Genomic DNA, 21,385 nt, shown 5'->3' on the forward strand with positions numbered 1-21,385 from the left:
CTCCGCTGGGTATCACCCCCGACGGCCTCGGGACTGGTTTGGGTTGCGGCTAACCCCGCTCTGCAACAGCACCTGGATCAAACCGCGATTCCACTGCCCTTGTCCGCCGCACCGACAACCACCAAGGTCCCTCTGGGCGGGCCTCCACATGCCTTTCGACGCTTGCCCACCGGTTCGCAAGGTGGATCAACTGATCCCAAGCCGGCTTGCTGCCGATGGCGCCATACAGATGAATCACCTTGAGCTTGTGCGCAATTGCCAACGTTGCCTCTGCTGGTCGGGTGCGCAAACGCCGGTCATTGGTGATGATCACCCAACCGCGATCGCCGACGATCGGTATCCATTCCGGGTCAGTGATGCCGCGAGGCAACAGGTGGTCGACGGGCGGACGACTGAAACGAGCGGTGTCTCTGCGCAATGCCGCCATGCCATTGCCGAGGCTCAACAAATTCTCGTCAACGACGTACCTGATGTCATCGAGCGCCAACATGGCAATGCCTTATGCCGCACTCAGCCCGTACCTTTCGGTGTAGGTGACTGCTTGATCGACCTGCTCCAAGCTCAGGCCGTACTCTGCGGCCAACACGTCGCGAGGTTCGCCGCTCTTCACCATGCCCGCGATAGTCACGGGCGATACCCTGCGACCCGCAAACGTGGGTTGCCCGCTGTAGCGCAGTGGGTTGATCACGATGTCTGGGAAATCGGTATCTGCAGGGATTTCCGCAATGATGGGCCGTCCCTGGTCATCGTGCTCCAGGCCAGACTTCCTGGCCAGCCAACGACCGTCGCCGAGCAGTTGCTGCCCGGTCCGGATGACGAGTTCAGCTTCCGACGAGCGACCATCGGCCGGCATGTTCGAGGCGAGCGTCAGGTCGCGATCGTGGACGGAGAGGAACGGTTGCAGATGTGCCAGCGGGTATTGCGTGGCGTACTGCTGGCGTAGGTGCTCGATCGCTGCCCGGAGGCGCGGTATCGGCACTTTCTTGACGTCACGGAATTCAGCGAGCATGCGCGTCTCGACGAATTCACCCCACGTCACCCACGAGGTGGCGGAGCACTCGAGCCGCAGAATCGGGTCGTATTCCTTGCCGTCCCGCTGGTACCCGTTTATCCAACGCTTGGCCGTGCCGCCGCGGAGGCCGACGAGGCGGTCTACCTCGGCATATACGTAGACCTCGCGGTCGAGCATCGACGCAGCAGCCATGATCGTAAGCATGGCACAACGTTATAGTCTATGGCCGACAAAAGGCCTTCGTGGATGTGCCATCTCAGAGGCAAGTCAAAGCACCGAGTCGTTTATCCGGTGCAGGAGTTCTCGGCGGCTCTGGCTGCCTTCCACTGGCGGGCCCGATCGTCGACGCGAATGCCCTTCGAGGGCATAGGTTCTCGGTTGCGCTGCCCGACGAACTGGCGCGGCATACGTTGGGCGCGCGGTGGGTGATGTGGTGCACGCGCGCAAGGCGTGGGCAGAAGAGCGAACGGTGGTGCGGCCAGGGAGCTGAATTCATGCATTTAGGTGCCCCGAGTCGAAAGCCTACGCTGGTGTCATGACCAAACTTGCGATCATCTACTACTCCGCCACCGGGCACGGCACCACCATGGCCAAGCGCGTCGCTGCGGCGGCCGAGGCCGCCGGCGCCGAGGTGCGGGTCCGCCACATCGCTGAAACGCGCGACCCGGCCTCGTTCGCCGAGAATCCGGCGTGGACGGCGAATTACGAAGCGACCAAAGACCTTCCGGCGGCCACCGGCGACGACATCGTGTGGGCCGACGCGGTGATTTTCGGCTCGCCGACCCGCTTCGCATCCACCACGTCGCAATTCCAGACGTTCATGGACTCGCTCGGCGGCTTGTGGGCGCAGGGCAAGCTGGCTGACAAGGTCTATGCGGCATGGACTTCGACGCAATCCCCGCACGGCGGGCAGGAGACCACGCTGATCGGCCTGTACACCTCGCTGATGCATTTCGGCGGCATCCTCGTGCCGCCCGGATACACCGACCCGTTGAAATTCGTCGACGGCAACCCTTACGGGGTTGGTCTGATTGCCACTCGCGACAACATCGACGAGCTCGATGACGCGACGACGGATGCGCTGGACCACTTGGCCCAGCGGGTGGTCGCGGTGACCGACCGCCTCACATCGGCTGGCGGTTAGGCGCCCCTGATTAGTCCGCTGGCCAGTAGCCGACAACGCCGCCGTCGAATCTGAGGTCGGTGCGCGAAAAGCCCTCTCCCACAGCTGCTCTTGCGTCGGGTCGCCGAACGTCACGCTAGCGCAACGGCAGACGCCGAGCGCCACTCCAGCGTGACGCTCGGCGCGAAACCCAAGCACACCTGGCCTAGCCGACCGTCCCGCCTCGCCGAACGTCACGCTAGCGCAACGGCAGACGCCGAGCGCCACTCCAGCGTGACGCTCGGCGCGCCACCCGACTTCCTAGCGCGAGCAGACGCAAAAGCGCCCTAAATCCGCAAGGATTTGGGGTGCTTTTGCGTCTGCTCGCGCAAACCTTAAGCGGTCTCGGTGATCGGCCGGTCGACCCAACTCATCAAGTCGCGCAGCTTCTTGCCGGTCACCTCGATCGGGTGCTCGGCGTTCTCCTTGCGCAGCTGCTCGAGTTGCTTGTTGCCGCCCTCGACATTGGCGACCAGCTTCTTGGTGAAGCTGCCGTCCTGAATGTCGCGCAGGATGGCGCGCATCCGCTCCTTGGTGTCGGCGTCAATCACCCTGGGACCCGACAAATACCCGCCGAACTCCGCGGTGTCGGACACCGAGTAGTTCATCCGCGCGATCCCGCCCTCGTACATCAGGTCCACGATCAGCTTCAGCTCGTGCAGCACCTCGAAGTAGGCCATCTCCGGCGGATAGCCCGCCTCGACCATCACGTCGAACCCGGTCTTCACCAATTCCTCTGTGCCACCGCACAACACGGCCTGCTCACCGAACAGGTCGGTTTCGGTCTCGTCCTTGAACGTGGTCTTGATGACGCCCGCGCGGGTGCCGCCGATGGCCTTGGCGTACGACAACGCCAGCGCCTCGCCCTCACCGGTCGGGTCCTGGTCGACGGCGATCAACGCCGGCACACCCTTGCCGTCGACGAACTGGCGCCGCACCAGGTGGCCCGGCCCCTTGGGCGCGACCATCGCGATCGTGACGTTCGCGGGCGGCTTGATCAGGTCGAAGTGGATGTTGAGCCCGTGGCCGAAGAACAGGGCGTCGCCGTCCTTGAGGTTGGGCTCGATGTCGTTGGTGAAGATCTCGGCCTGCGCGGTGTCCGGCGCCAGCAGCATGATCACGTCGGCCCACTTGGCCACCTCGGCGGGCGTGTCGACCTCCAAGCCCTGCTCGGACACCTTCTCCCGGGACTTCGAACCTTCCTTCAACCCGACGCGAACCTCGACGCCGGAGTCGCGCAGGCTCAGCGAGTGCGCGTGCCCCTGGCTGCCATAACCGATCACACCGACCTTGCGGCCCTGGATGATCGACAGGTCTGCGTCGTCGTCGTAGAACATCTCCAACGTCTGCGCTGGCACATCTGCCACGTGAATATCTCCTTCTTGTATCGGCTTATCGAAAATTACTTGGCCGTGCCGATGCTGCGCGGGCCACGGGCCATCGACACCACCCCGGACTGGACGATCTCTTTGATACCGAACGGCTCCAGCAGCCGTAGCAGCGCTTCGAGCTTGCCGCGGTTGCCGGTGGCCTCGACGGTGAGCGACTCCGGGGATACGTCGATCACGTTGGCGCGGAACAGGTTTACCGCCTCGATCACCTGGCTGCGGGTACCGGCGTCGGCACGGACCTTGATCAGTGCCAACTCTCGATCCACCGAATTGTCGTCGTCCTGTTCGACGATCTTGATCACGTTGATCAGCTTGTTGAGCTGCTTGGTGATCTGCTCGAGCGGCGTCTCCTCGGCGGAGACCACAATCGTCATCCGCGACATGTCCTTCTGCTCGGTACCGCCGACGGCCAGGGACTGAATGTTGAAGCCCCGCCTCGAGAACAGCGCTGCCACGCGGGCAAGCACCCCGGGTTTGTCCTCGACCAGCACCGAGAGCGTGTGCGTCTTGGTCTGCATCAGGCGTGCCCTTCGGTGATGTCGTCGAACAGCGGACGGATACCGCGCGCGGCCTGGATCTCGTCGTTGCTGGTGCCGGCGGCGACCATCGGCCAGACCTGCGCGTCGGCGCCGACGATGAAGTCGATGACGACGGGGCGGTCGTTGATCTCCCGCGCCTTCTGAATCATCTCCGCGACGTCTTCCTCACGCTCGCAACGCATTCCGACACAACCCAGCGCCTCGGCCAGCTTCACGAAGTCCGGGATGCGATGCGAGTGGGTGGCCAGGTCGGTCTGCGAGTAGCGCTCTCCGTAGAACAGCGTCTGCCACTGGCGGACCATGCCCAGGTTGCCGTTGTTGATCAGCGCCACCTTGATCGGGATGCCTTCGATGGCGCAGGTGGCCAGTTCCTGGTTGGTCATCTGGAAGCAGCCGTCGCCGTCGATGGCCCACACCTCGGTGTCGGGCAGCGCGATCTTGGCGCCCATGGCCGCCGGGATGGCGAAGCCCATCGTGCCCAGGCCGCCGGAATTCAGCCAGGTGCGCGGCTTTTCGTACTTGACGAACTGCGCGGCCCACATCTGGTGCTGCCCGACGCCGGCCACGTATATCGCGTCCGGACCGGCGAGCTCGCCCAGCTTCTCGATCACGTATTCCGGGCCCAGGCTGCCGTCGCTCTGCGGGTCGTAACTCAGCGGGTAGGTCTTGCGGACGTCCTCCAAATACGCCCACCAATCGGTCATTTCGATGTTGCCCGGAACGTCGTAGTGGCGCAGCATCTCGATCAGCTCGGTGATGACGTTGCGGACGTCGCCGACGATCGGCACGTCGGCGTGCCGGTTCTTGCCGATCTCCGCCGGGTCGATGTCGGCGTGGATGACCTTGGCCTCGGGCGCGAACGAGTCCAGGCGCCCGGTAACCCGGTCGTCGAAGCGGGTGCCGAGCGCGATCAGCAGGTCGCTGCGCTGCAGCGCCGCCACCGCGCCCACCGTGCCGTGCATGCCCGGCATGCCGAAATTCTGCCGGTGGCTGTCGGGGAACGCACCGCGCGCCATCAGGGTGGTGACCACCGGGATGCCGGTCAGCTCGGCCAACTGCAGCAACTCCTGGGTCGCCTCGCCGCGGATGACACCACCGCCGACGTACAGCACCGGCTTGCGCGCGGCCGCGATCAGCTTGGCCGCCTCCCGGATCTGACGGTTGTGCGGCTTGGTGTTGGGCTTGTAGCCCGGCAGCTCCATGCGCGGCGGCCAGCTGAAGGTGCACTGGCCCTGCAGCACGTCCTTGGGGATGTCGACCAGCACCGCGCCCGGCCGTCCCGACGCTGCGATGTGGAACGCTTCGGCCATCACCCGCGGGATCTCGTCGCCGGTGCGCACCAGGAAGTTGTGCTTGGTGATCGGCATGGTGATGCCTGAGATGTCGGCTTCCTGGAAGGCATCGGTACCGATCAGCTGCCGGCCGACCTGGCCGGTGATCGCGACCACCGGGATGGAATCCATCTGCGCGTCGGCCAGCGGGGTGACCAGGTTGGTGGCCCCGGGTCCCGAGGTCGCCATGCACACCCCGACCCGACCGGTGGCGTGCGCGTAGCCGCTGGCGGCGTGACCGGCGCCCTGCTCATGGCGCACCAGGACGTGGCGCAGCTTCTGCGAGTCGAACAGCGGGTCGTAGACCGGCAGGACGGCGCCACCCGGGATCCCGAAGATCACGTCGACGTCCAGCGCCTCCAACGACAAGATGACGGACTGTGCGCCGGTAACTTGTTGGGGTGCAATGCGTTTCGCCGGCGGCGGGGCGGACTTGACACCGTTGGCCGGTCCTTGGCGCGACGGCGTCGGGGCCGGTGAGGGTGGCTTGGTCGGTGCGCTCACTTTGTCCTCTTGAATCTTTCGGCTTCGTGGAGTCTCGGGGCAACAAAAAACCCCCGTCAGCTCAGCTGCTGCACGAGGGTCGCGTTGGTGCTCGATGGCTAGTCAGGCACCAACGCGCCGACTAAGTACTACGAGCATTCCAGGCTTCATAGCGTCCGACGGTAGCCTTCGCACAGCTCAGCAGTCAAATCCGGGTCCCGCCGGCAGCGGTGGAATGATGCGAGGGTGGTCACCAAGTCATCGGTCGTGCTCAAAGTCTCCCCGATTGCCCATCTCGCCGTCGGTTTCCTGACGCTGTGCCTGCTGGTGCCGGTGCTGGCCTGGCCGCCCAGCGCGCCGGTACTGCTGATTCCGGTGCTGTTGTCGGCGCTGATCGTGCGGCTGCGCACCGTGGCCGACGACGACGGCGTGACGGTGCGGACACTGCTGGGCAGCCGGCGGGTGGCCTGGGAGGACATCGAAGGGCTGCGGTTCCACCGCGGTAACTGGGCGCGGGCGCAACTCAAGAGCGGCACGGAACTGCGGTTGCCCGCGGTGACCTTCGCGACGCTGCCGCAGCTGACCGAAGCCAGCTCGGGGCGGGTACCGAACCCCTATCGGTGATCAGCCGATTCTGTCGAAACATTCGTCGGTGTTGTCCAGCACGCCACCACGGAAAGCGACGATCCGGGTGAAGCCGGCGGGCGTGTTGGCGCCGTTGACGTCGCTGGCGGCGATGCCGTTCATCAACAGTCCGATGACCGCCTTGTCCAGGTCGCCGGCCGTCAGCACCAGCTGCTTACCGGACGGGATGCTCACCGGCTGAGCCATGCCACGCTGCGCGGCGCCGGTCAGACAGGCCGTGCGCACCGCGGTCACCGCCGAGCTCAGTGGCAGATCGCGCTCCCGCTGCAGTGCCAGCACATACCGGGAAGCGACGATCGACAACGCGGTGTTGTCGCCCTGCAACATCTGCGGATCGGTCATGCCCTTGCGGCCACCGGGCTTGCCGATCTCCTGCAAAGTAGGCAGGTCGGCGACGACGGTATTGGTGGACGGGCAGTAGGAAGCGCCCTTGGTGGGCTTGGCGTCCGAGCAGCTGGTGGACGAAAAGACCACCGTGGGCGCCGTTTTCGGGGCGAACACCACGTTGAGGATGTCGACCAACGTTTGCACGGTGTCTTCGTTGATCTCCACTTCGCCGGCATTGGCATCGCGCGATGAGCCCTCTTGCAGCGCCACCGGCAGACCTTCGCGGCGTTTCTTGATTTCGGCGGTGTCGATCTTGGCGCACGTTCCGGACCCGCTGTCGAAGCCCATCTGCAACGCGCTGACCCGGTCGAATCCGGAGCCGTGCTCGGAGTCTTCGGTCTCCTCGTACTCTTCCTCGCCCATGATCGGGTCGGAGATCTTCAACATCCCGGCGATCACGTGGCTCAGCGCGTCACCGGTGCTCAGCGTGAAACGCGACGAGTGCCCCTCGGCGACCCAGCGCAGATAGACCCCAGCGAAACAGTCCGCCTGCTGCTCGCCGACGATGGTGGGCGCCGTCCGACCGAGAATCCCGCCGTTGTGCTGAATCGCGTGGCCGTACTCGTGGGCGAGGATTCCGACCACCGCCATGTCGCCGAAATACTTTTTGGCCGCCGGGAACAGCTGTCCCCGATCCCATTTGACGGAGTTGCAATTCAGCGAATAGGAGGCGTTGACGTTCTGATATGTCTTGGCTCGGCACACAACCGGGCTGCGCGGATCGGTCGAGTCGTAGGACGTCACCTCGCTGACGGCCTTGAAGGGCTTCTTGGCGTCGTCGGGCCAGTTCTTCTTCCAGAACTCTTCGAGGTCGTTGAGCGCCAGCATCGACAGTCGGTCGATCTCACCGTTGTCGGTGTTCTTCACGGTGCCGGTCGGCCGGGGCGCATTGGCCCGAGGTCCGCTGGCGCCCTCATTCAACGGCAACCCGGCTACCCCGGCCGGATCGTAGAGTCCCGACACGGCGCGCCCAGTGATCATGCTCGTCTTGCCTGACGAGCTGCTGCAGCCGGTCAAAGCCAGCAGCGCGCACGCGCCGACGACGACGACGGCCCTGGCCCACCCCGCGCGCTTCACTTGCCACCGTCCAACTCGGGCAATCCGACCTGGTACGTCCCGTCGTCGTCCTTGAATTTCACCGTCAGCTTGCGCGGCTTACCGCGAACGCTGACGTTGCAGGTGAAGCTCTCGCCCTTCTCCACCGTGGGATCTTTGCCGTCATTGCACTTGACGTCCTTGATGTCGCCGGAGGCATAGCCGGTGACGCGGTCCAGCAGGACTTGCTGGACCTGGGTCTGCACGTCGGCGACGGCGAGTTTCTTGACGTCGCGGTTGACGACGGCGGTCGTCACCAGCAGGACGACCAACACGACGGCCAGCACCGCGACGACGGCCCCGACGATGAGTAGCGGTCTGCTTTTCGAGGTTTTCTTCTTCGGCGGGCTGGGCGTCGGCGGCGCAGCGGGCGGTCCGTATTGTGCGGGCGGCTGGGCCCAGTGGCTGGGCCGCTGGCTCGGCGGTGCGGGCGGCTGGGCCCACTGGGTCGGCTGATGTGCCCATGGATTCGCGGGCTGCTGCGGGTATCTGGGCGCTCGACGCGGATCGTGTCCTGGATTCGGCCGTGGCGGCCAAGGAGGCTGGTTGTAATCGCGGGGTGTGCTCAAAGTATCCCCAATGCTCGACCCGACACCGGCGCATCCCAGGCTAGGTCATCGCCCCCGCAGCGGCGAAAAAATGTGGCTCAGGCCAGCGGATTGACCCCGTTGAGCAGCACCCACACGGCGATACCGGCGGCGATTCCGGCCAGCAACGCCACGAATGATCCGATGAAAGGCCGGTTGGCCCAGCCCCGCCGCGCGTCCAGGCCATAACGTCCGGGACCGGACAGGATCACGGCAACGGCCATGACGATCAGACTGATCTGGTATTCGTGCCCGTCGGGCAAGAAGTAGGCGAACGTGTTCGAACGTGGCTGCGCCGAGGCGTTCGCGAGCAGGCCGTTGATCAGGAAGGCCAGCGCGCCCGCCGCCGCGATCGGAGTGAACAAGCCCAGCACCAGCAGCACACCCGCGACGATCTCGCCGCCGGCACTGACGTAAGCCAGGATGTCGGCGTGCTGGTAGCCGACGTCGGATAGCGAATTCCGGAACCCGTGCAGCCCGGAGCCACCCCACCAGCCGAACAACTTCTGCAGCCCATGGGTGATCAGGACCGCGCCCAGTCCCATCCGCAGGATCAACAACCCGAGATGCTGGGTGCCGCGCCGTCCGGCCGTACGCAGCCGATCGTCTTCGTCGTCGATATCGATGGCTGCCGGAGCGACCGGGTGCGCTCGGGCGGGTTGCTGCGGTTGGACGTAGGGCAGCGGTTCGTCGAGCGGGCTGTAGCCAGGTCCGCCGACGCCGGGACCGGGGTCGTAGGGCGGGATGATGGTGGTCGTCCCGGTGTGTTCGCGCTGAAACGCCGCTGGGGTCAGGTCGTCTTCCGGGTCGACCAGCCTTGCCGAGGCGGGCGGGGCCGCGATCGGCCCGTGGGAATCGTCCGGGCGCTGCCAAAGTGCGTCATTCGAACTGCTCACGGGTGTCAGGGTAAGGGCAATTTCGCTGGAAGCTGGGATTTGACAGGCGCTTTTGCCCGACAAATCCGCAGTTTGCCCGCCGATACGCCCCGACGGCCCGCAAGGCTCGTATTCTGGCTCTCCTTGAGCGCGCTATCTCGCCGACCTCCCGATCCCTGCCAACCATGGGCCACTGATCGAGCACGAAATGAATATATGAGAGTAAGCGGCGCTCCATCGGGCAATCGGGCGTCCAGCTGCGGTATCAGTGCCTACCCGGTAGCAGGCGGCGGTCACGACAGCAAATTCCCGTAGCCTGTCGGTCATGCGGATACGGCGGTCGGTTCGGTGCGTGCTGGTTGCGCTGTGCGCCGCGGCCCTGGTGTCGAGCGGCTGCGCACGGTTCAACGACGCCCAATCGCAGCCGTTCACCACGATGCCCGAACTCAAGCCCCAACCCAGCTCCACGCCTCCCCCGCCGCCCCCGTTGCCGGCCACGCCCTTTCCGAAAGCCTGCCCGGCGCCGGGGGTGATGCAGGGCTGCTTGGAGAGCACCAGCGGCCTGATCATGGGCGGTGACAGCAAGACCGCGCTGGTCGCCGAGCGCACCACCGGTGTGGTCAAAGAGGTGTCGGTCAGCGCCGAGCCCAAGGTGAAGATGGTCATCCCGGTCGACCCGTCCGGTGACGGCGGCCTGATGGACATCGTGCTGTCCCCCACGTTCTCCCAGGACCGACTGATGTACGCCTACGTCAGCACCCCCACCGACAACCGGGTGATCCGCATCGCCGAAGGCGACGTACCCAAGGACATCCTGACCGGCATCCCCAAAGGAACCACCGGCAATACCGGTGCGCTGATCTTCACCAGCCCGACCACCCTGGTGGTGATGACCGGTGATGCCGGCAACCCGGCGTTGGCCGCCGACCCGAAGTCGTTGGCCGGCAAGGTCTTGCGCATCGAACAGCCCACGACTCTGGGCCAGGCCCCTCCGACGACGGCACTGTCGGGCATCGGCTCGGCCGGGGGCTTGTGCATCGATCCCGTCGACGGCTCGCTGTATGTCGCCGACCGCACTCCCAGCGCGGACCGCTTGCAACGCATCACGAAGAAGTCCGAGGTATCCACGGTGTGGAGCTGGCCGGACAAACCCGGGGTGGCCGGGTGCGCGGCGATGGACGGCACCGTGCTGGTCAACTTGATCAATACCAAGCTGACCGTGGCGGTCCGCCTCGCGGCCAAGACGGGGGCGGTCACCGGCGAACCCGACGTCGTCCGCAAGGACACACACGGGCACGCGTGGGCGCTGCGGATGTCGCCGGACGGCAACGTCTGGGGCGCCACCGTGAACAAGACCGCCGGCGATCCCGAGAAACTCGACGACGTGGTGTTCCCACTGTTCCCGCAGGGCGGCGGCTTCCCGCGCAACAACGACGACAAGGTCTGAGCCGTCGGTCTGTTAGGGCACGTCGAGGGTGAACCTCATGCCGTAACGGCCCGTCGCGTCGGCGCGCCTGCCCTCGTATAACCGCTGCGGGGCTTCCTGACCCGGATCGACATCCTCGTCGAGATCGGACAGATACAGCAGCTCCTCGCCGTTCTCGGAGGCCCAGGCGGCAACCGGGTCCAGGAGGTAGGCCACATGGTCACCGACTTCGCTGCGGCTCAGTGTCCGGGCGACGAACCACCCCACGGCGTCGTCGAGAATCGGCATCCCGGCCGGACCGGCCCGCCAGGAGCAGTGCGCGAATGTGTCCGCACCGTCGCCGCTTTGGCGTGCGAACATCTCGGCCAGCACCTGCTGGTGTCGCGGCAGAACGTGTACCGCCACATACTCGGAGTGGCTCGCCACCTCGTGGGTGGGACTGTCCTGCGGCATACCGATCATGAAACTGGGCGGTTGCACGCTCGTCTGGGTGGCGAAAGCGATCAGACTGCCCGACGGCTGACCGTCGGCCTGAGTTGTCACCACGAACACCGGGGCATCCAGCATGGACATCATGCCGTCGAAGGGTTCCTCGATCACTTCACCATGATGCTTGCCAACCGGTCTTGCAGCAGTCATTTCGCGCCCGATGGTCGGCGAGTTCATATCCGATTGGCTCAAGGGTCGTGGCCGGGCTCGACATCGATCACGTCCGTGAACCGGATCGCATCGGCGTCGGTGTCTTCGAACCACCCGTCGACAGGTTCGAGCAAGTAGCCGAAGTGGTCGCCGAATTCGATGCGATCCAACGTTCTGCCCACCACCCAACCGATCGCATCGTCGAGGATCGGCATGCCGTGCGGGCCGGTGTGCCACGCGCAGTGCTCGAACTTGTCGACTTCGTCGTCGGTTTCACCGCCGAACAGGTGCGCCAGGCTCAGGTCGCGGCGCGCCAGGACGTGGACCGCGAGATGATCGGATCGGCGCGCCACGTCAAACGTGTGATTGGTGCGCGACAAACCGACCAGAAATCGAGGGGGGTCGATGCCGACTTGTGTGGAGAACCCCACCAGACAGCCGGATTTCTCACCGTCGGCTTCGGTGGTGACGGCGAGCATGGTGCCGTTCATGGTCTTGGTCAGCCGCGACAGCCAGTTTTGTGCCACGTGATCATCATGAATCAACGCCCCGCTCAACGGGTAGTGATCGCGATATCGGCTGAGCGCTGATCAGCCCTGGCCGCAGGCAGCCAACACGAGTTCGCGCACCCGCGCCGCATCGGCCTGCCCGCGGGTCGCTTTCATCACCGCACCGACGATCGCTCCCGCCGCGGCCACCTTGCCGCCCCGGATCTTCTCCGCCACTTCGGGATTGGCGGCCAACGCGTCGTCGACGGCAGTCTGGGTCACCGAGTCGTCACGGACCAGTTCCAAACCGCGGGCCGACATCACTTGCGCCGGTTCGCCTTCCCCGGCCAGCACCCCTTCGACGACCTCGCGCGCCAGCTTGTTGGAGAGCTTGCCTTCTTCGACCAACGCGACGACGGCCGCGACCTGGGCCGGGGTGATGGGCAATTCGTCAAGTGAGATGCCGGCCTCGTTGGCCTTCTGCACCAAGAAGTTTCCCCACCAGGACCGCGCCTCTTTGCTGGACGCGCCGTGCTTGACGGTCGCGGCCACCAGTTCGACCGCGCCGGCGTTGACCAGGTCGCGCATGACTTCGTCGGAGATCCCCCACTCGTCCTGAATCCGCTTGCGGCTCAACCACGGTAGCTCCGGGATGCTCTGACGCAGTTGCTCCACCAGTTCCCGGCTGGGCGCGACGGGCTCGAGATCGGGCTCGGGAAAATACCGATAGTCCTGCGCGGTCTCCTTGGCACGACCCGGACTCGTGTAACCGGCTTCGTGGAAGTGCCTGGTCTCCTGGATGATCTGGCCTCCGGCCAGCAGAACGGCGGCCTGACGCTGCATCTCGTAACGCACGGCAACCTCGACGCTTTTCAGCGAGTTGACGTTCTTGGTCTCGGTGCGGGTGCCGAATTCCGTTGTCCCCTTGGGCATCAGCGACACGTTGGCGTCACAGCGCATCGAGCCCTGGTCCATCCGAACGTCGGACACATCCAAGGAGCGCAACAGATCCCGCAACGCGGTCACGTAGGCTCGCGCGATCTGCGGTGCCCGCTCGCCAGCCCCGACAATGGGCTTGGTGACGATTTCGATCAGCGGCACCCCGGCCCGGTTGTAGTCGATCAGTGAGGTCGTGGCCCCGTGAATCCGGCCCGTCTCGCTGCCGATGTGGGTGAGTTTGCCGGTGTCCTCTTCCATGTGCGCGCGCTCGATGTCCACCCGCCAGGTGGTCCCGTCCTCCAGCGGCGCCTCCAGGAAGCCGTTGATCGCGATCGGCTCGTCGTACTGCGAGATTTGGTAGTTCTTGGGCATGTCAGGATAGAAGTAGTTCTTGCGGGCGAACCGGCACCACGGCACGATCTCGCAGTTCAGCGCCAGACCGATGCGGATCGCCGACTCCACCGCCACCTGGTTGAGCACCGGCAGCGAGCCGGGCAACCCCAGGCACACCGGGCACACCTGGGTGTTGGGCTCGCCGCCGAAGGTCGTGGCGCAGCCACAGAACATCTTGGTGGCGGTGGAGAGTTCGACGTGTACTTCCAGACCGAGCACCGGGTCGAATCGTTCGATGACCTCGTCGTAGTCCAGCAGATCAGCCCTGGCAACCGTCATAGGGACCGATCCTAGTGGTGACTGACAGAGCCTCCGGAGTGCGTCGCACCCAGCCGGCCCGGAAACATCTGGGCCAGCGCGGCTGCCATCTGCAGGTACGCGCGTCTGCTGTCCTTGCTCATCCGGTCCAGCCCGATCTCTGTGCCCTGACGGATGTGCCGGTCGAACGGCAGTGCCACGGTAGCGCCCACCCGGTCAGACAACTGCTCGAGTTGCTTGGCCGCCAACGGTTCGGGCTTTGTCCGCTCGATGTGGTTGACCGCCAGCACGGTCGATTCGGCCAACCGTCGGTGGCCGTTGTTGGTCAGCCAATCCAGCGTCGTACTCGTCTTGTGTATCGCGTCGAGCGACGTGCTGGTCACCACCACCAGCGCACGCGACTCAGCCAGCACCGCTCCCATCACCTCGGCCTTGAGAGCTTTCGGGCAGTCCACCAGCACCACCGAGTAGTGGTTTCGCAGGATCGAAAAGGCTTTGACGAAATCCTGCCGGGTGGGGCTCCAGTGCGTCTCGGCGTAGTCCGGCGGACCCAGCACTTCCAGTCCCGCACTGTTCATGTAGGTGTGTGCTCGCACGTCGGCATAGCGCGCGATGCGACGATCCAGCAGGAGGTCGGCCAGGGTCAGCGGGTTGCGGCGACCGTGCCGATCTGCCAGGTCACCGGCATCGAGGTCGACGGCGATGACCCGGTCGTCGCGCAAGCTGGCGAATGTCGACCCGAGGGCTTCGACCACTGCGGTCTTGCCCACGCCACCCTTGAGGTTCAGGACGGCGATGGGGAACGCGCCGCCGACGGCGGTGTTGATCTGACCGCGTACGGCCGTTTCACGTACCGCTCCCTTACCGGAGCCCGCGCAGCGCGAGACCAGATCCCGCCAGTTGCTGCGGGCGAAGTCGTCGGCTCCGAGCTGCTCGATCGCGTCCAGCGCCAACCCGCCGGGTACCCGCTGGAGTGGGCCCGGTGGCCGCTGCTGGGCGGACGTACTCGGTGCGTCGGCGGTACGCGCTGAGCCAGCCGGTTGCCGGTTTGCCGGGCTTGGCGCGCGGGGCGGCTGTGCCACCGTGACGAGTCCGGTTTCGGCGTCCACCGACCACTTCGGTGGGGGCTGCTGAACCGGTGGGGCGGGGGGTTGAAGGACTCCGCTAGCCTGACCGCGGTTGCTCATACATGACGTATAACCGACGCCGATAAACCAGAAACCGGCCTGTTGGTTAAGACGACACGACCGTTTGGCGAACAACGCCGGGCATCACCCGAAGAAAGCGGCGGCGTCGTCGTACCGGCTTTCGGGTACCAGCTTGAGTTGGCGCGTTGCGTCGGCCAGCGATACCCGCCCGATGTCCTGCCCGCGCAGTGACACCATCTGCCCGTACTCCCCCGCGTGCGCCGCGTCGGCGGCGTTCACCCCGAACCGGGTGGCCAGCACCCGGTCGTAGGCCGTGGGGGAACCACCGCGCTGCACGTGACCCAGTACCGTCACGCGCACGTCCTTGTTGATGCGCTTCTCCACTTCGAGCCCGAGTTGGGCTGCCACGCCGGTGAACTTCTCGTGACCGAATTCGTCAATTCCGCCTTCGCGCAATGCAATTGAGCCTTCGACGGGCTTCGCGCCCTCGGCCACTACGCAGATGAAGTGCGAATCCCCGCGCTGGAAGCGCCGTTTGACGAGCCGGCACACCTCCTCGACATCGAAAGGCTGCTCGGGAATGAGCGTCATGTGCGCGCCGGACGCCAGACCGGCGTTCAACGCGATCCAGCCGGCGTGCCGACCCATCACCTCGACCAGCATCACCCGCTGGTGGGATTCGGCGGTGCTGTGCAACCGGTCGATGGCGTCGGTGGCGACGGTCAACGCGGTGTCGTGGCCGAAAGTGACGTCCGTGCAATCGATGTCGTTGTCGATGGTCTTCGGAACCCCGACCACCGGGACGTTCTCCTGGGAAAGCCAGTGCGCGGCCGTCAGCGTGCCCTCCCCGCCGATCGGGATCAGCACGTCGATGCCGTTGTCGTCCAACGTCTCCTTGATCTGTTCCAGGCCGGCCCTCAGTTTCTCGGGATGCACGCGCGCCGTGCCCAGCATGGTGCCGCCCTTGGCCAGCAGTCGATCGTTGCGGTCGTCGTTGCGCAGTTGCATGCGGCGGTTTTCCAGCAATCCGCGCCAGCCGTCCTGGAAGCCGACCACCGACGAGCCGTACCGGGCGTCGCAGGTACGCACTACCGCCCGAATGACTGCGTTGAGGCCGGGGCAGTCGCCGCCGCCGGTGAGTACTCCGATGCGCATGCCTTCATCTTGCCCCGCGCCCCGCCCGATCGCGCGAGTTGGGGGAACCTCCCGCTCGCGAGCAGACGCAGAATCGCACCAGAAGTCGCATTTTCATGCGATTCTGCGTCTGCTCGCGGGGCCTAGATTGCGGTGGGCAGCGCGCCGCGAGCGGCCTCGTAGGCCGCGCCCACCCGATACAGCCGGTCGTCGGCCAGCGCGGGCGCCATGATCTGCAGCCCCACCGGCAGCCCGTCGTCCGGAGCCAACCCCGACGGCACGGACATGCCGCAGTGACCGGCCAGGTTCAGCGGCAGCGTGCACAGGTCGAACAGGTACATCGCCAGCGGGTCGTCGACCTTCTCCCCCAGCCGGAACGCGGTCGTCGGGGTCGCCGGCGACACCAGCACGTCCACGGACTGGTATGCCTCGTCGAGATCGCGGGCGATCAGCGTGCGCACCTTCTGCGCCTGGTTGTAGTAGGCGTCGTAGTATCCGGCGGACAGGGCGTAGGTGCCGATCATGATGCGGCGCTTAACTTCTGGTCCGAATCCGGCCGCCCGGGTCAACGCCATCACCTGTTCGGCGCTGTGCGTGCCGTCGTCACCCACGCGCAACCCGTAGCGCATCGCATCGAAGCGCGCCAGGTTGCTCGACACCTCCGACGGCAGGATCAAGTAGTAGGCGGGCAGCGCGTAATCGAAGTGCGGACAGTCGACTTCGCTGATGACCGCGCCCAGCGCCTTGAGCTGCTCGACGGCGGCTTCGAACGAGGCCAGCACGCCGGCCTGGTAGCCCTCGCCGCTGTGCAGCTGGCGCACCACGCCCACCCGCACGCCGCTCAGGTCACCGGAAGCGCCGGCCCGAGCGGCGCCGACCACGTCGGGCACCTCGGCGTCGATCGAGGTGGAGTCGCGCGGGTCGTGCCCGGCGATCACCTGATGCAGCAGCGCGGTGTCGAGGACGGTGCGCGCACACGGCCCGCCCTGGTCCAGCGACGACGCGCACGCCACCAGGCCGTAGCGGGACACGGTGCCGTACGTCGGTTTGACCCCGACGGTCGCGGTCAAAGCGGCCGGCTGCCGGATCGAACCCCCGGTGTCCGAGCCGATGGCCAGCGGCGCCTGAAAAGCGGCCAGCGCCGCCGCGCTACCGCCCCCGGAGCCGCCCGGAACCCGATCGACGTCCCACGGGTTGCGGGTCACCCCATAGGCGGAGTTCTCGGTGGACGAGCCCATCGCGAACTCGTCCATGTTGGTCTTGCCGAGGATCGGGATGCCGGCTTCGCGCAGCCGGGCGGTGAGGGTTGCGTCGTAGGGCGCCTGCCACCCTTCGAGGATCTTGGAGCCGCAGGTGGTGGGCATGTCGGCGGTGGTGAAGACATCCTTGAGCGCCAGTGGTACCCCGGCCAGCGGCGACGGCAGCGGGTCGCCGGCCGCCACCGCCCGGTCGACGGCCGCCGCGGCGGCCAGCGCCTCATCGGCCGCAACGTGCAGGAAGGCTCCGTAGCGGTCGTCGGTGGCCTGGATCTGGTCCAGACAGGCCCGGGTGACCTCGGCCGACGACAGTTCCTTGGCAGCGATCCTGGCGCCCAGCGTCGCCGCGTCGAGCCGGATGATGTCCGTCACTGGCTCTCCCCGAGGATCTGCGGGACGGCGAAGCGGCCGTCGACGGCTTCGGGCGCGGCGGCCAATGCCTGCTGCTGCTGCAGCGACGGCCGCGTCTCGTCCGGGCGGGTGACAACCTGATCTTTCAAGACGTCCTTGAGCGGGTTGTCGGTGGCTTCGACGCCGGTGACGTCGACGGCCTGGATCTGGCTGACGTGACTGATGATGGCGTCGAGTTGACCGGCGAAGCTGTCCAACTCCGCCTCGGTCAACGCCAACCGGGCCAGCCGGGCCAGGTGGGCCACCTCGTCGCGGGAGATCTGGGACACGAGCGGAAAGCCTAGTCGTCGGCGATCAAAGCCTGTCGGCTAGCACCTCGCGTGGGGTTACCCTCATGCAGGGATCACACCAAGCATCGGATCGATAGTCGTGCTCAACGAATTCGGGCATTACCGCTTGCTACGGCTGCTGGCCGGGGCGCGCTGCGACGTGTACGCCGCCGAGAACACCACCAGCCGACGACAGGTCGCGTTGAAGATCCTGCCGGATTGGACCGATTCAACCGAGCTGCGCGATCGGCTGCGGCAAGACATGGCCGTCGCGACCCAGTTACGCGAGCCCCACCTCGTTCCGGTCGAGGAATGGGGTGAGATCGACGGTCGCATCTATCTGGAGATGCCGCTGCTGAGCGGCACCGATCTGCAGACGATGTTGGATCGCGAAGGTCCACTGGGTCTCTCGGAGGCGGCCGACCTGGTGTGTCAGATTGCCGACGCGCTGGAGGCTGCGCACCACGCAGGGCTGATCCACTCCGGCGTAGCACCGCAGAACGTCTTCGTCGCAGACGACGGGTCGGCGCATCTGATGGGCCTCGGCTACCGCGATTACCTGGCGCAATGCCAGTCGGGCGACGACGACATGGCCGACCCCGAGCCGCTGCTTGCCAATCTGGTCGGGTTGCCCCCAGAACGGTTGACGGCCGACGAGCGGTCCGAGCGCGCCGACGTCTACGGACTCGCCCAAGTCGCATATGCCTGCCTGACCGGGGCGCTCCCCCATCCGGCTACCGACGCGCGCCAGCACATGGCCGAGATCCTGACCGTGACGCCGCCACCGCCGAGCGAGCTGCGCCCAGATTTGCCGGCCGGCATCGACGACGCGATCAGCCGTGGCATGGCCAAAGATCCCGCGGAGCGCTTTGCCGGCCCGGGCCATCTGGCCAACGCGATCCGCGACGCGCTGGGCACCGAGGACGCCGAGGAGCCGGTGCCGTTCGGGCCGTATCGGTTGCTACGCAAGCTATCCGACACGAACGTCCCGTGCTGGGAAGCCGAGGACGCCACGACCTCGGCCCGGGTCACCCTGAAAATGTTCGCGACGGGCGATGCGGAGGATCCTCTGGTCCGTCGGGTGAAACGGGACGCGAGCATGGCGGCCATAGTGCTCAGAGCGCTCGGTGAACCGCAGCTCGTCGTGGTCGACCACATCGGCGAGGTGGACGGGAAGTTCTATCTGCAGATGCCGTTCATCGACGGGATCGTCCTGGACACGATGTTGGAGCGCTACGGACCGCTCACCCCCTCACGCGCGGTGCAGATCGTCAGTCAGATCGCGCGCGTGCTCGACGCGGTACACAAGGCGGCGCCCATACCCGGAGCGGTACTGCCGGACAAGATCCTGGTCGGCCACGACAACATGGCCTACCTGCTGTGCGACCCGATACTGCAGGACGGCGGACGCGACTCGGACCTGCCCGGCCAGGTCTATTTCGCACCCGAGCGTCTCGACAGCGGCGACCGCACCAATGCCGGGGACCGTTACTCACTGGCGTGCATCCTCTACGCATGCCTGACCGGGACGCCACCCGACTGCGGCGACGAGCCACCAAAGCCCAGCGTGGTCAACGAGTGGGTGCCTGCCACGTTCGACGACGTCATCGCGCGCGGCATGGCCACCGACCTACAACAGCGGTACCCGACCGCCGGCGAGCTGGCCACGGCTGCCCGCGGGGCACTGGCGTCGGTGGCGGCCCAGACCATGGAGCAAACGAGTCCCGTTCAGACGGTGGAGATTTCGACGGTGAGCAGCCCGGTCTGGTCGCCGGTCTGCACGGTCTGCGGCGAGGTGGCCGAGGCGGGCCAGCACGCGATGTTGTGCCGCAACTGCCGAGAGCAGGGACTCCCGCACGAATTGGTGCGACGAGTGGGGGGCGACTCGGTCGAACCGGTCACCGTCGCCGGCTACACCCTGCTGGACCTGCTCGACCGGCGTGGGCCCGGGCCCGTCTTCCGCGCCCGCTCCCAGCAGACCGGACAGATATGCGCCCTGCGGGTCGCACCCAAGGCCGCGATCGCGCCCGACGAGATGCGCCGGCCGCAGCCGTTGTCTGACCTCGCGAGCCTGCGCCACGCCAACATTGTGCAGTTTCGGGAAGCCAAGGCCGTCGGCGAGTTCGTTCTGATCGCTTCGGAATACTGCCCGGGCGACACCGTCGAGGATCTGGTCCGGCGGCTCGGCCGGCTCTCGGTTCGTCAGGCGATGTCGCTGATCCTGCCGTGTCTGGACGGTCTCGACGCAGCCCACAGCTGCACCCGCGGCGACCGGTCGCGGGGCGTCATGCACCGCAACATCACCCCGGCCAGCCTGCTGCTGACCTGGTCTGGAGCCGATCCGGTCACCAAGATCGCCGACTTCGGTTTCGCCACGCCCATTCCGCCCGACCCGGCGTTCACCCCGCTGGCCCAGCTGCTCAAACCCGAGCGGGCGGCGCGGGACGTCGACACCTGGCGGATGGGGGCGTGCCTGTATTACCTGCTGACCGGGGAAGCGCCCCGGCACGCCGCCGCCGGCCAGGATCCCGTCGACGTCGTGATGACCACGACCGCCCGGCCGATCCGTCGGCTCAATCCGGATATTCCGCCTCGGCTGGCCGCCGTCATCGACGAGGCCGTCACCGACACTCCGCATATCAGCATTCCCACCGCGAGCCATCTGGCCATAGCGCTGCGCGAAGTCGTGGCCGCGCGACCCGGCTGAACCGCCCACCACCCCAACGTGCGGGTATGAGCCGACATGCCGTATCCGCGCCGCTGTGCGACAGTGTTGGCCGTGCCGTCGTATCTGTTGCGCATCGAGTTGGTCGACCGACCAGGTAGCCTCGGGTCGCTCGCGGTCGCGCTCGGCTCGGTCGGGGCTGACATCCTCTCGCTGGACGTGGTCGAGCGCGCCTCGGGATACGCCATCGACGACCTGGTGATCGAGCTGCCGCCGGGATCGATGCCCGACACCCTGATCACTGCCGCCGAAGCGCTGTCCGGCGTTCGAGTCGACAGCGTCCGTCCGCATACCGGACTGCTCGAGGCCCACCGTGAGCTGGAACTACTGGACCTCGTCGCCGCGGCCGCAGATCGGGCGGCGAAGCTGCAGGTGCTGGTCGATCAGGCGCCCAGGATCCTGCGGGTTAGCTGGTGCACCGTGCTGCACAGCGCGCAGGGCAAGGTGCAGCGACTCGCCGGCAGTCCGGGCGCGCCGGAAACGCGCGCCGATTCGGCGCCGTGGCTGCCGATCGAACGTGCCGCGACGTTGGACAGTGCTGCCGAATGGGTCCCGCCGGCCTGGCGTGACATGGACACCACGATGGTCGCGGCCCCACTGGGCGACCCACATACTGCGATGGTGCTGGGCCGTCCGGGCCCGGAATTTCGCCCGTCGGAGGTAGCTCGGCTGGGTTACCTGGCCGGCATTGCCGCGACCATGTTGCGCTGACGACCCGTGGCTCAACTCGTCTTCTTCGAATTCGTCGCGTTATATTGAGGGTCCCACTCGGGCGGAGCGACATTTTGCTGT

21 protein-coding genes are annotated in these 21,385 nt (G+C 66.3%); 6 read left to right on the forward strand and 15 right to left on the reverse strand.

The genetic code is table 11. The features are described from left to right. Window positions 1-49: 49 nt before the first annotated feature. Window positions 50-490 (reverse strand): PIN-like domain-containing protein, encoded by a 441-nt coding sequence (locus AC5Y4D_RS14290; RefSeq protein ID WP_500037488.1) that lies wholly within the window; start codon window positions 488-490, stop codon window positions 50-52. A gap of 9 nt (window positions 491-499) precedes the next feature. Further along, window positions 500-1,216, reverse strand: a complete 717-nt coding sequence (locus tag AC5Y4D_RS14295) for a DUF433 domain-containing protein (protein ID WP_500037489.1) — start codon at window positions 1,214-1,216, stop codon at window positions 500-502. Between the two features lie 331 nt (window positions 1,217-1,547). Here AC5Y4D_RS14295 and wrbA point away from each other — a divergent pair, with 331 nt between their 5' ends. Then, on the forward strand, window positions 1,548-2,156 hold the full coding sequence (gene wrbA, locus AC5Y4D_RS14300; protein WP_500037490.1) for an NAD(P)H:quinone oxidoreductase: 609 nt from the start codon (window positions 1,548-1,550) through the stop codon (window positions 2,154-2,156). A 353-nt stretch (window positions 2,157-2,509) separates the two neighbouring features. On the opposite strand, the gene ilvC is transcribed toward wrbA, so the two are convergent. The 3 genes from ilvC to AC5Y4D_RS14315 all read right to left on the reverse strand — a co-directional run bounded on the left by ilvC (window position 2,510) and on the right by AC5Y4D_RS14315 (window position 5,939). Beyond that, window positions 2,510-3,511, reverse strand: coding sequence for a ketol-acid reductoisomerase (ilvC, locus tag AC5Y4D_RS14305; protein WP_499942357.1), 1,002 nt, complete (start codon window positions 3,509-3,511; stop codon window positions 2,510-2,512). Window positions 3,512-3,576: 65 nt separating this feature from the next. Next, window positions 3,577-4,083 carry an acetolactate synthase small subunit gene (ilvN, locus tag AC5Y4D_RS14310; protein ID WP_499942008.1) on the reverse strand — a complete coding sequence of 169 codons (507 nt, stop codon included), beginning with the start codon at window positions 4,081-4,083 and terminating at the stop codon, window positions 3,577-3,579. Beyond that, window positions 4,083-5,939 (reverse strand): acetolactate synthase large subunit, encoded by a 1,857-nt coding sequence (locus tag AC5Y4D_RS14315; RefSeq protein WP_500037491.1) that lies wholly within the window; start codon window positions 5,937-5,939, stop codon window positions 4,083-4,085. Before AC5Y4D_RS14315 ends, ilvN begins: the two co-directional genes overlap by 1 nt. A gap of 225 nt (window positions 5,940-6,164) precedes the next feature. On the opposite strand from AC5Y4D_RS14315, the gene AC5Y4D_RS14320 reads away from it, so the two are divergent. Further along, complete coding sequence (locus AC5Y4D_RS14320) at window positions 6,165-6,542, forward strand: PH domain-containing protein (protein ID WP_499942005.1); 378 nt, start codon at window positions 6,165-6,167, stop codon at window positions 6,540-6,542. Here AC5Y4D_RS14320 and AC5Y4D_RS14325 read toward each other — a convergent pair whose 3' ends face one another. After that, complete coding sequence (locus AC5Y4D_RS14325) at window positions 6,543-8,027, reverse strand: neutral zinc metallopeptidase (RefSeq protein WP_500037492.1); 1,485 nt, start codon at window positions 8,025-8,027, stop codon at window positions 6,543-6,545. After that, entirely contained in the window at window positions 8,024-8,332 is a 309-nt protein-coding gene (locus AC5Y4D_RS14330; RefSeq protein WP_499942002.1) for a DUF4333 domain-containing protein, read from the reverse strand. The genes AC5Y4D_RS14325 and AC5Y4D_RS14330 overlap by 4 nt, the downstream gene beginning before the upstream one ends. A gap of 19 nt (window positions 8,333-8,351) precedes the next feature. Here AC5Y4D_RS14330 and AC5Y4D_RS14335 point away from each other — a divergent pair, with 19 nt between their 5' ends. Then, window positions 8,352-8,501 carry a hypothetical protein gene (locus AC5Y4D_RS14335; protein ID WP_500037493.1) on the forward strand — a complete coding sequence of 50 codons (150 nt, stop codon included), beginning with the start codon at window positions 8,352-8,354 and terminating at the stop codon, window positions 8,499-8,501. A gap of 190 nt (window positions 8,502-8,691) precedes the next feature. On the opposite strand, the gene AC5Y4D_RS14340 is transcribed toward AC5Y4D_RS14335, so the two are convergent. After that, window positions 8,692-9,528, reverse strand: coding sequence for a DoxX family protein (locus AC5Y4D_RS14340; RefSeq protein ID WP_500037494.1), 837 nt, complete (start codon window positions 9,526-9,528; stop codon window positions 8,692-8,694). A 304-nt stretch (window positions 9,529-9,832) separates the two neighbouring features. On the opposite strand from AC5Y4D_RS14340, the gene AC5Y4D_RS14345 reads away from it, so the two are divergent. Next, a complete protein-coding gene (locus tag AC5Y4D_RS14345; protein ID WP_500037495.1) occupies window positions 9,833-10,954 on the forward strand; it encodes a PQQ-dependent sugar dehydrogenase in 1,122 nt (373 codons plus the stop codon). Between the two features lie 12 nt (window positions 10,955-10,966). Here AC5Y4D_RS14345 and AC5Y4D_RS14350 read toward each other — a convergent pair whose 3' ends face one another. The 7 genes from AC5Y4D_RS14350 to gatC form a co-directional block, all read right to left on the reverse strand. Then, window positions 10,967-11,572 carry a flavin reductase family protein gene (locus AC5Y4D_RS14350; protein WP_500037496.1) on the reverse strand — a complete coding sequence of 202 codons (606 nt, stop codon included), beginning with the start codon at window positions 11,570-11,572 and terminating at the stop codon, window positions 10,967-10,969. Between the two features lie 38 nt (window positions 11,573-11,610). Then, window positions 11,611-12,063, reverse strand: coding sequence for a flavin reductase family protein (locus tag AC5Y4D_RS14355; RefSeq protein WP_500037536.1), 453 nt, complete (start codon window positions 12,061-12,063; stop codon window positions 11,611-11,613). A 99-nt stretch (window positions 12,064-12,162) separates the two neighbouring features. Continuing rightward, a complete protein-coding gene (gene gatB, locus AC5Y4D_RS14360) occupies window positions 12,163-13,671 on the reverse strand; it encodes an Asp-tRNA(Asn)/Glu-tRNA(Gln) amidotransferase subunit GatB (RefSeq protein ID WP_500037497.1) in 1,509 nt (502 codons plus the stop codon). Between the two features lie 11 nt (window positions 13,672-13,682). Next, entirely contained in the window at window positions 13,683-14,759 is a 1,077-nt protein-coding gene (locus tag AC5Y4D_RS14365; protein WP_500037498.1) for a MinD/ParA family ATP-binding protein, read from the reverse strand. 162 nt (window positions 14,760-14,921) lie between these two features. Continuing rightward, window positions 14,922-15,953, reverse strand: a complete 1,032-nt coding sequence (locus tag AC5Y4D_RS14370) for an ATP-dependent 6-phosphofructokinase (RefSeq protein WP_499941993.1) — start codon at window positions 15,951-15,953, stop codon at window positions 14,922-14,924. 122 nt (window positions 15,954-16,075) lie between these two features. Next, window positions 16,076-17,560 (reverse strand): Asp-tRNA(Asn)/Glu-tRNA(Gln) amidotransferase subunit GatA, encoded by a 1,485-nt coding sequence (gene gatA, locus AC5Y4D_RS14375; protein ID WP_500037499.1) that lies wholly within the window; start codon window positions 17,558-17,560, stop codon window positions 16,076-16,078. Beyond that, window positions 17,557-17,868: an Asp-tRNA(Asn)/Glu-tRNA(Gln) amidotransferase subunit GatC gene (gatC, locus tag AC5Y4D_RS14380; RefSeq protein WP_499941990.1), complete on the reverse strand. Its 312-nt coding sequence runs from the start codon at window positions 17,866-17,868 to the stop codon at window positions 17,557-17,559. Before gatC ends, gatA begins: the two co-directional genes overlap by 4 nt. A 100-nt stretch (window positions 17,869-17,968) precedes the next feature. Here gatC and AC5Y4D_RS14385 point away from each other — a divergent pair, with 100 nt between their 5' ends. Together AC5Y4D_RS14385 and AC5Y4D_RS14390 are read left to right on the forward strand one after the other, a co-directional pair. Continuing rightward, window positions 17,969-20,575, forward strand: coding sequence for a protein kinase domain-containing protein (locus AC5Y4D_RS14385; protein ID WP_500037500.1), 2,607 nt, complete (start codon window positions 17,969-17,971; stop codon window positions 20,573-20,575). A 72-nt stretch (window positions 20,576-20,647) separates the two neighbouring features. After that, window positions 20,648-21,304, forward strand: a complete 657-nt coding sequence (locus AC5Y4D_RS14390; protein WP_499942353.1) for an ACT domain-containing protein — start codon at window positions 20,648-20,650, stop codon at window positions 21,302-21,304. Window positions 21,305-21,385: the final 81 nt, after the last annotated feature.

The sequence above is a fragment of the Mycobacterium sp. NGS67 genome, assembly GCF_059812185.1.

Excerpts from the sequence above, each read along its gene's own strand:
- AC5Y4D_RS14290 (WP_500037488.1), bottom strand. The coding sequence starts at position 490 with ATGTTGGCGCTCGATGACATCAGGTACGTCGTTGACGAGAATTTGTTG.
- AC5Y4D_RS14295 (WP_500037489.1), bottom strand. The coding sequence starts at position 1,216 with ATGCTTACGATCATGGCTGCTGCGTCGATGCTCGACCGCGAGGTCTAC.
- wrbA (WP_500037490.1), top strand. The coding sequence starts at position 1,548 with ATGACCAAACTTGCGATCATCTACTACTCCGCCACCGGGCACGGCACC.
- ilvC (WP_499942357.1), bottom strand. The coding sequence starts at position 3,511 with ATGTTCTACGACGACGACGCAGACCTGTCGATCATCCAGGGCCGCAAG.
- ilvN (WP_499942008.1), bottom strand. The coding sequence starts at position 4,083 with ATGCAGACCAAGACGCACACGCTCTCGGTGCTGGTCGAGGACAAACCC.
- AC5Y4D_RS14335 (WP_500037493.1), top strand. The coding sequence starts at position 8,352 with ATGAGTAGCGGTCTGCTTTTCGAGGTTTTCTTCTTCGGCGGGCTGGGC.
- AC5Y4D_RS14345 (WP_500037495.1), top strand. The coding sequence starts at position 9,833 with ATGCGGATACGGCGGTCGGTTCGGTGCGTGCTGGTTGCGCTGTGCGCC.
- AC5Y4D_RS14350 (WP_500037496.1), bottom strand. The coding sequence starts at position 11,572 with ATGACTGCTGCAAGACCGGTTGGCAAGCATCATGGTGAAGTGATCGAG.
- AC5Y4D_RS14355 (WP_500037536.1), bottom strand. The coding sequence starts at position 12,063 with ATGAACGGCACCATGCTCGCCGTCACCACCGAAGCCGACGGTGAGAAA.
- gatB (WP_500037497.1), bottom strand. The coding sequence starts at position 13,671 with ATGACGGTTGCCAGGGCTGATCTGCTGGACTACGACGAGGTCATCGAA.
- AC5Y4D_RS14370 (WP_499941993.1), bottom strand. The coding sequence starts at position 15,953 with ATGCGCATCGGAGTACTCACCGGCGGCGGCGACTGCCCCGGCCTCAAC.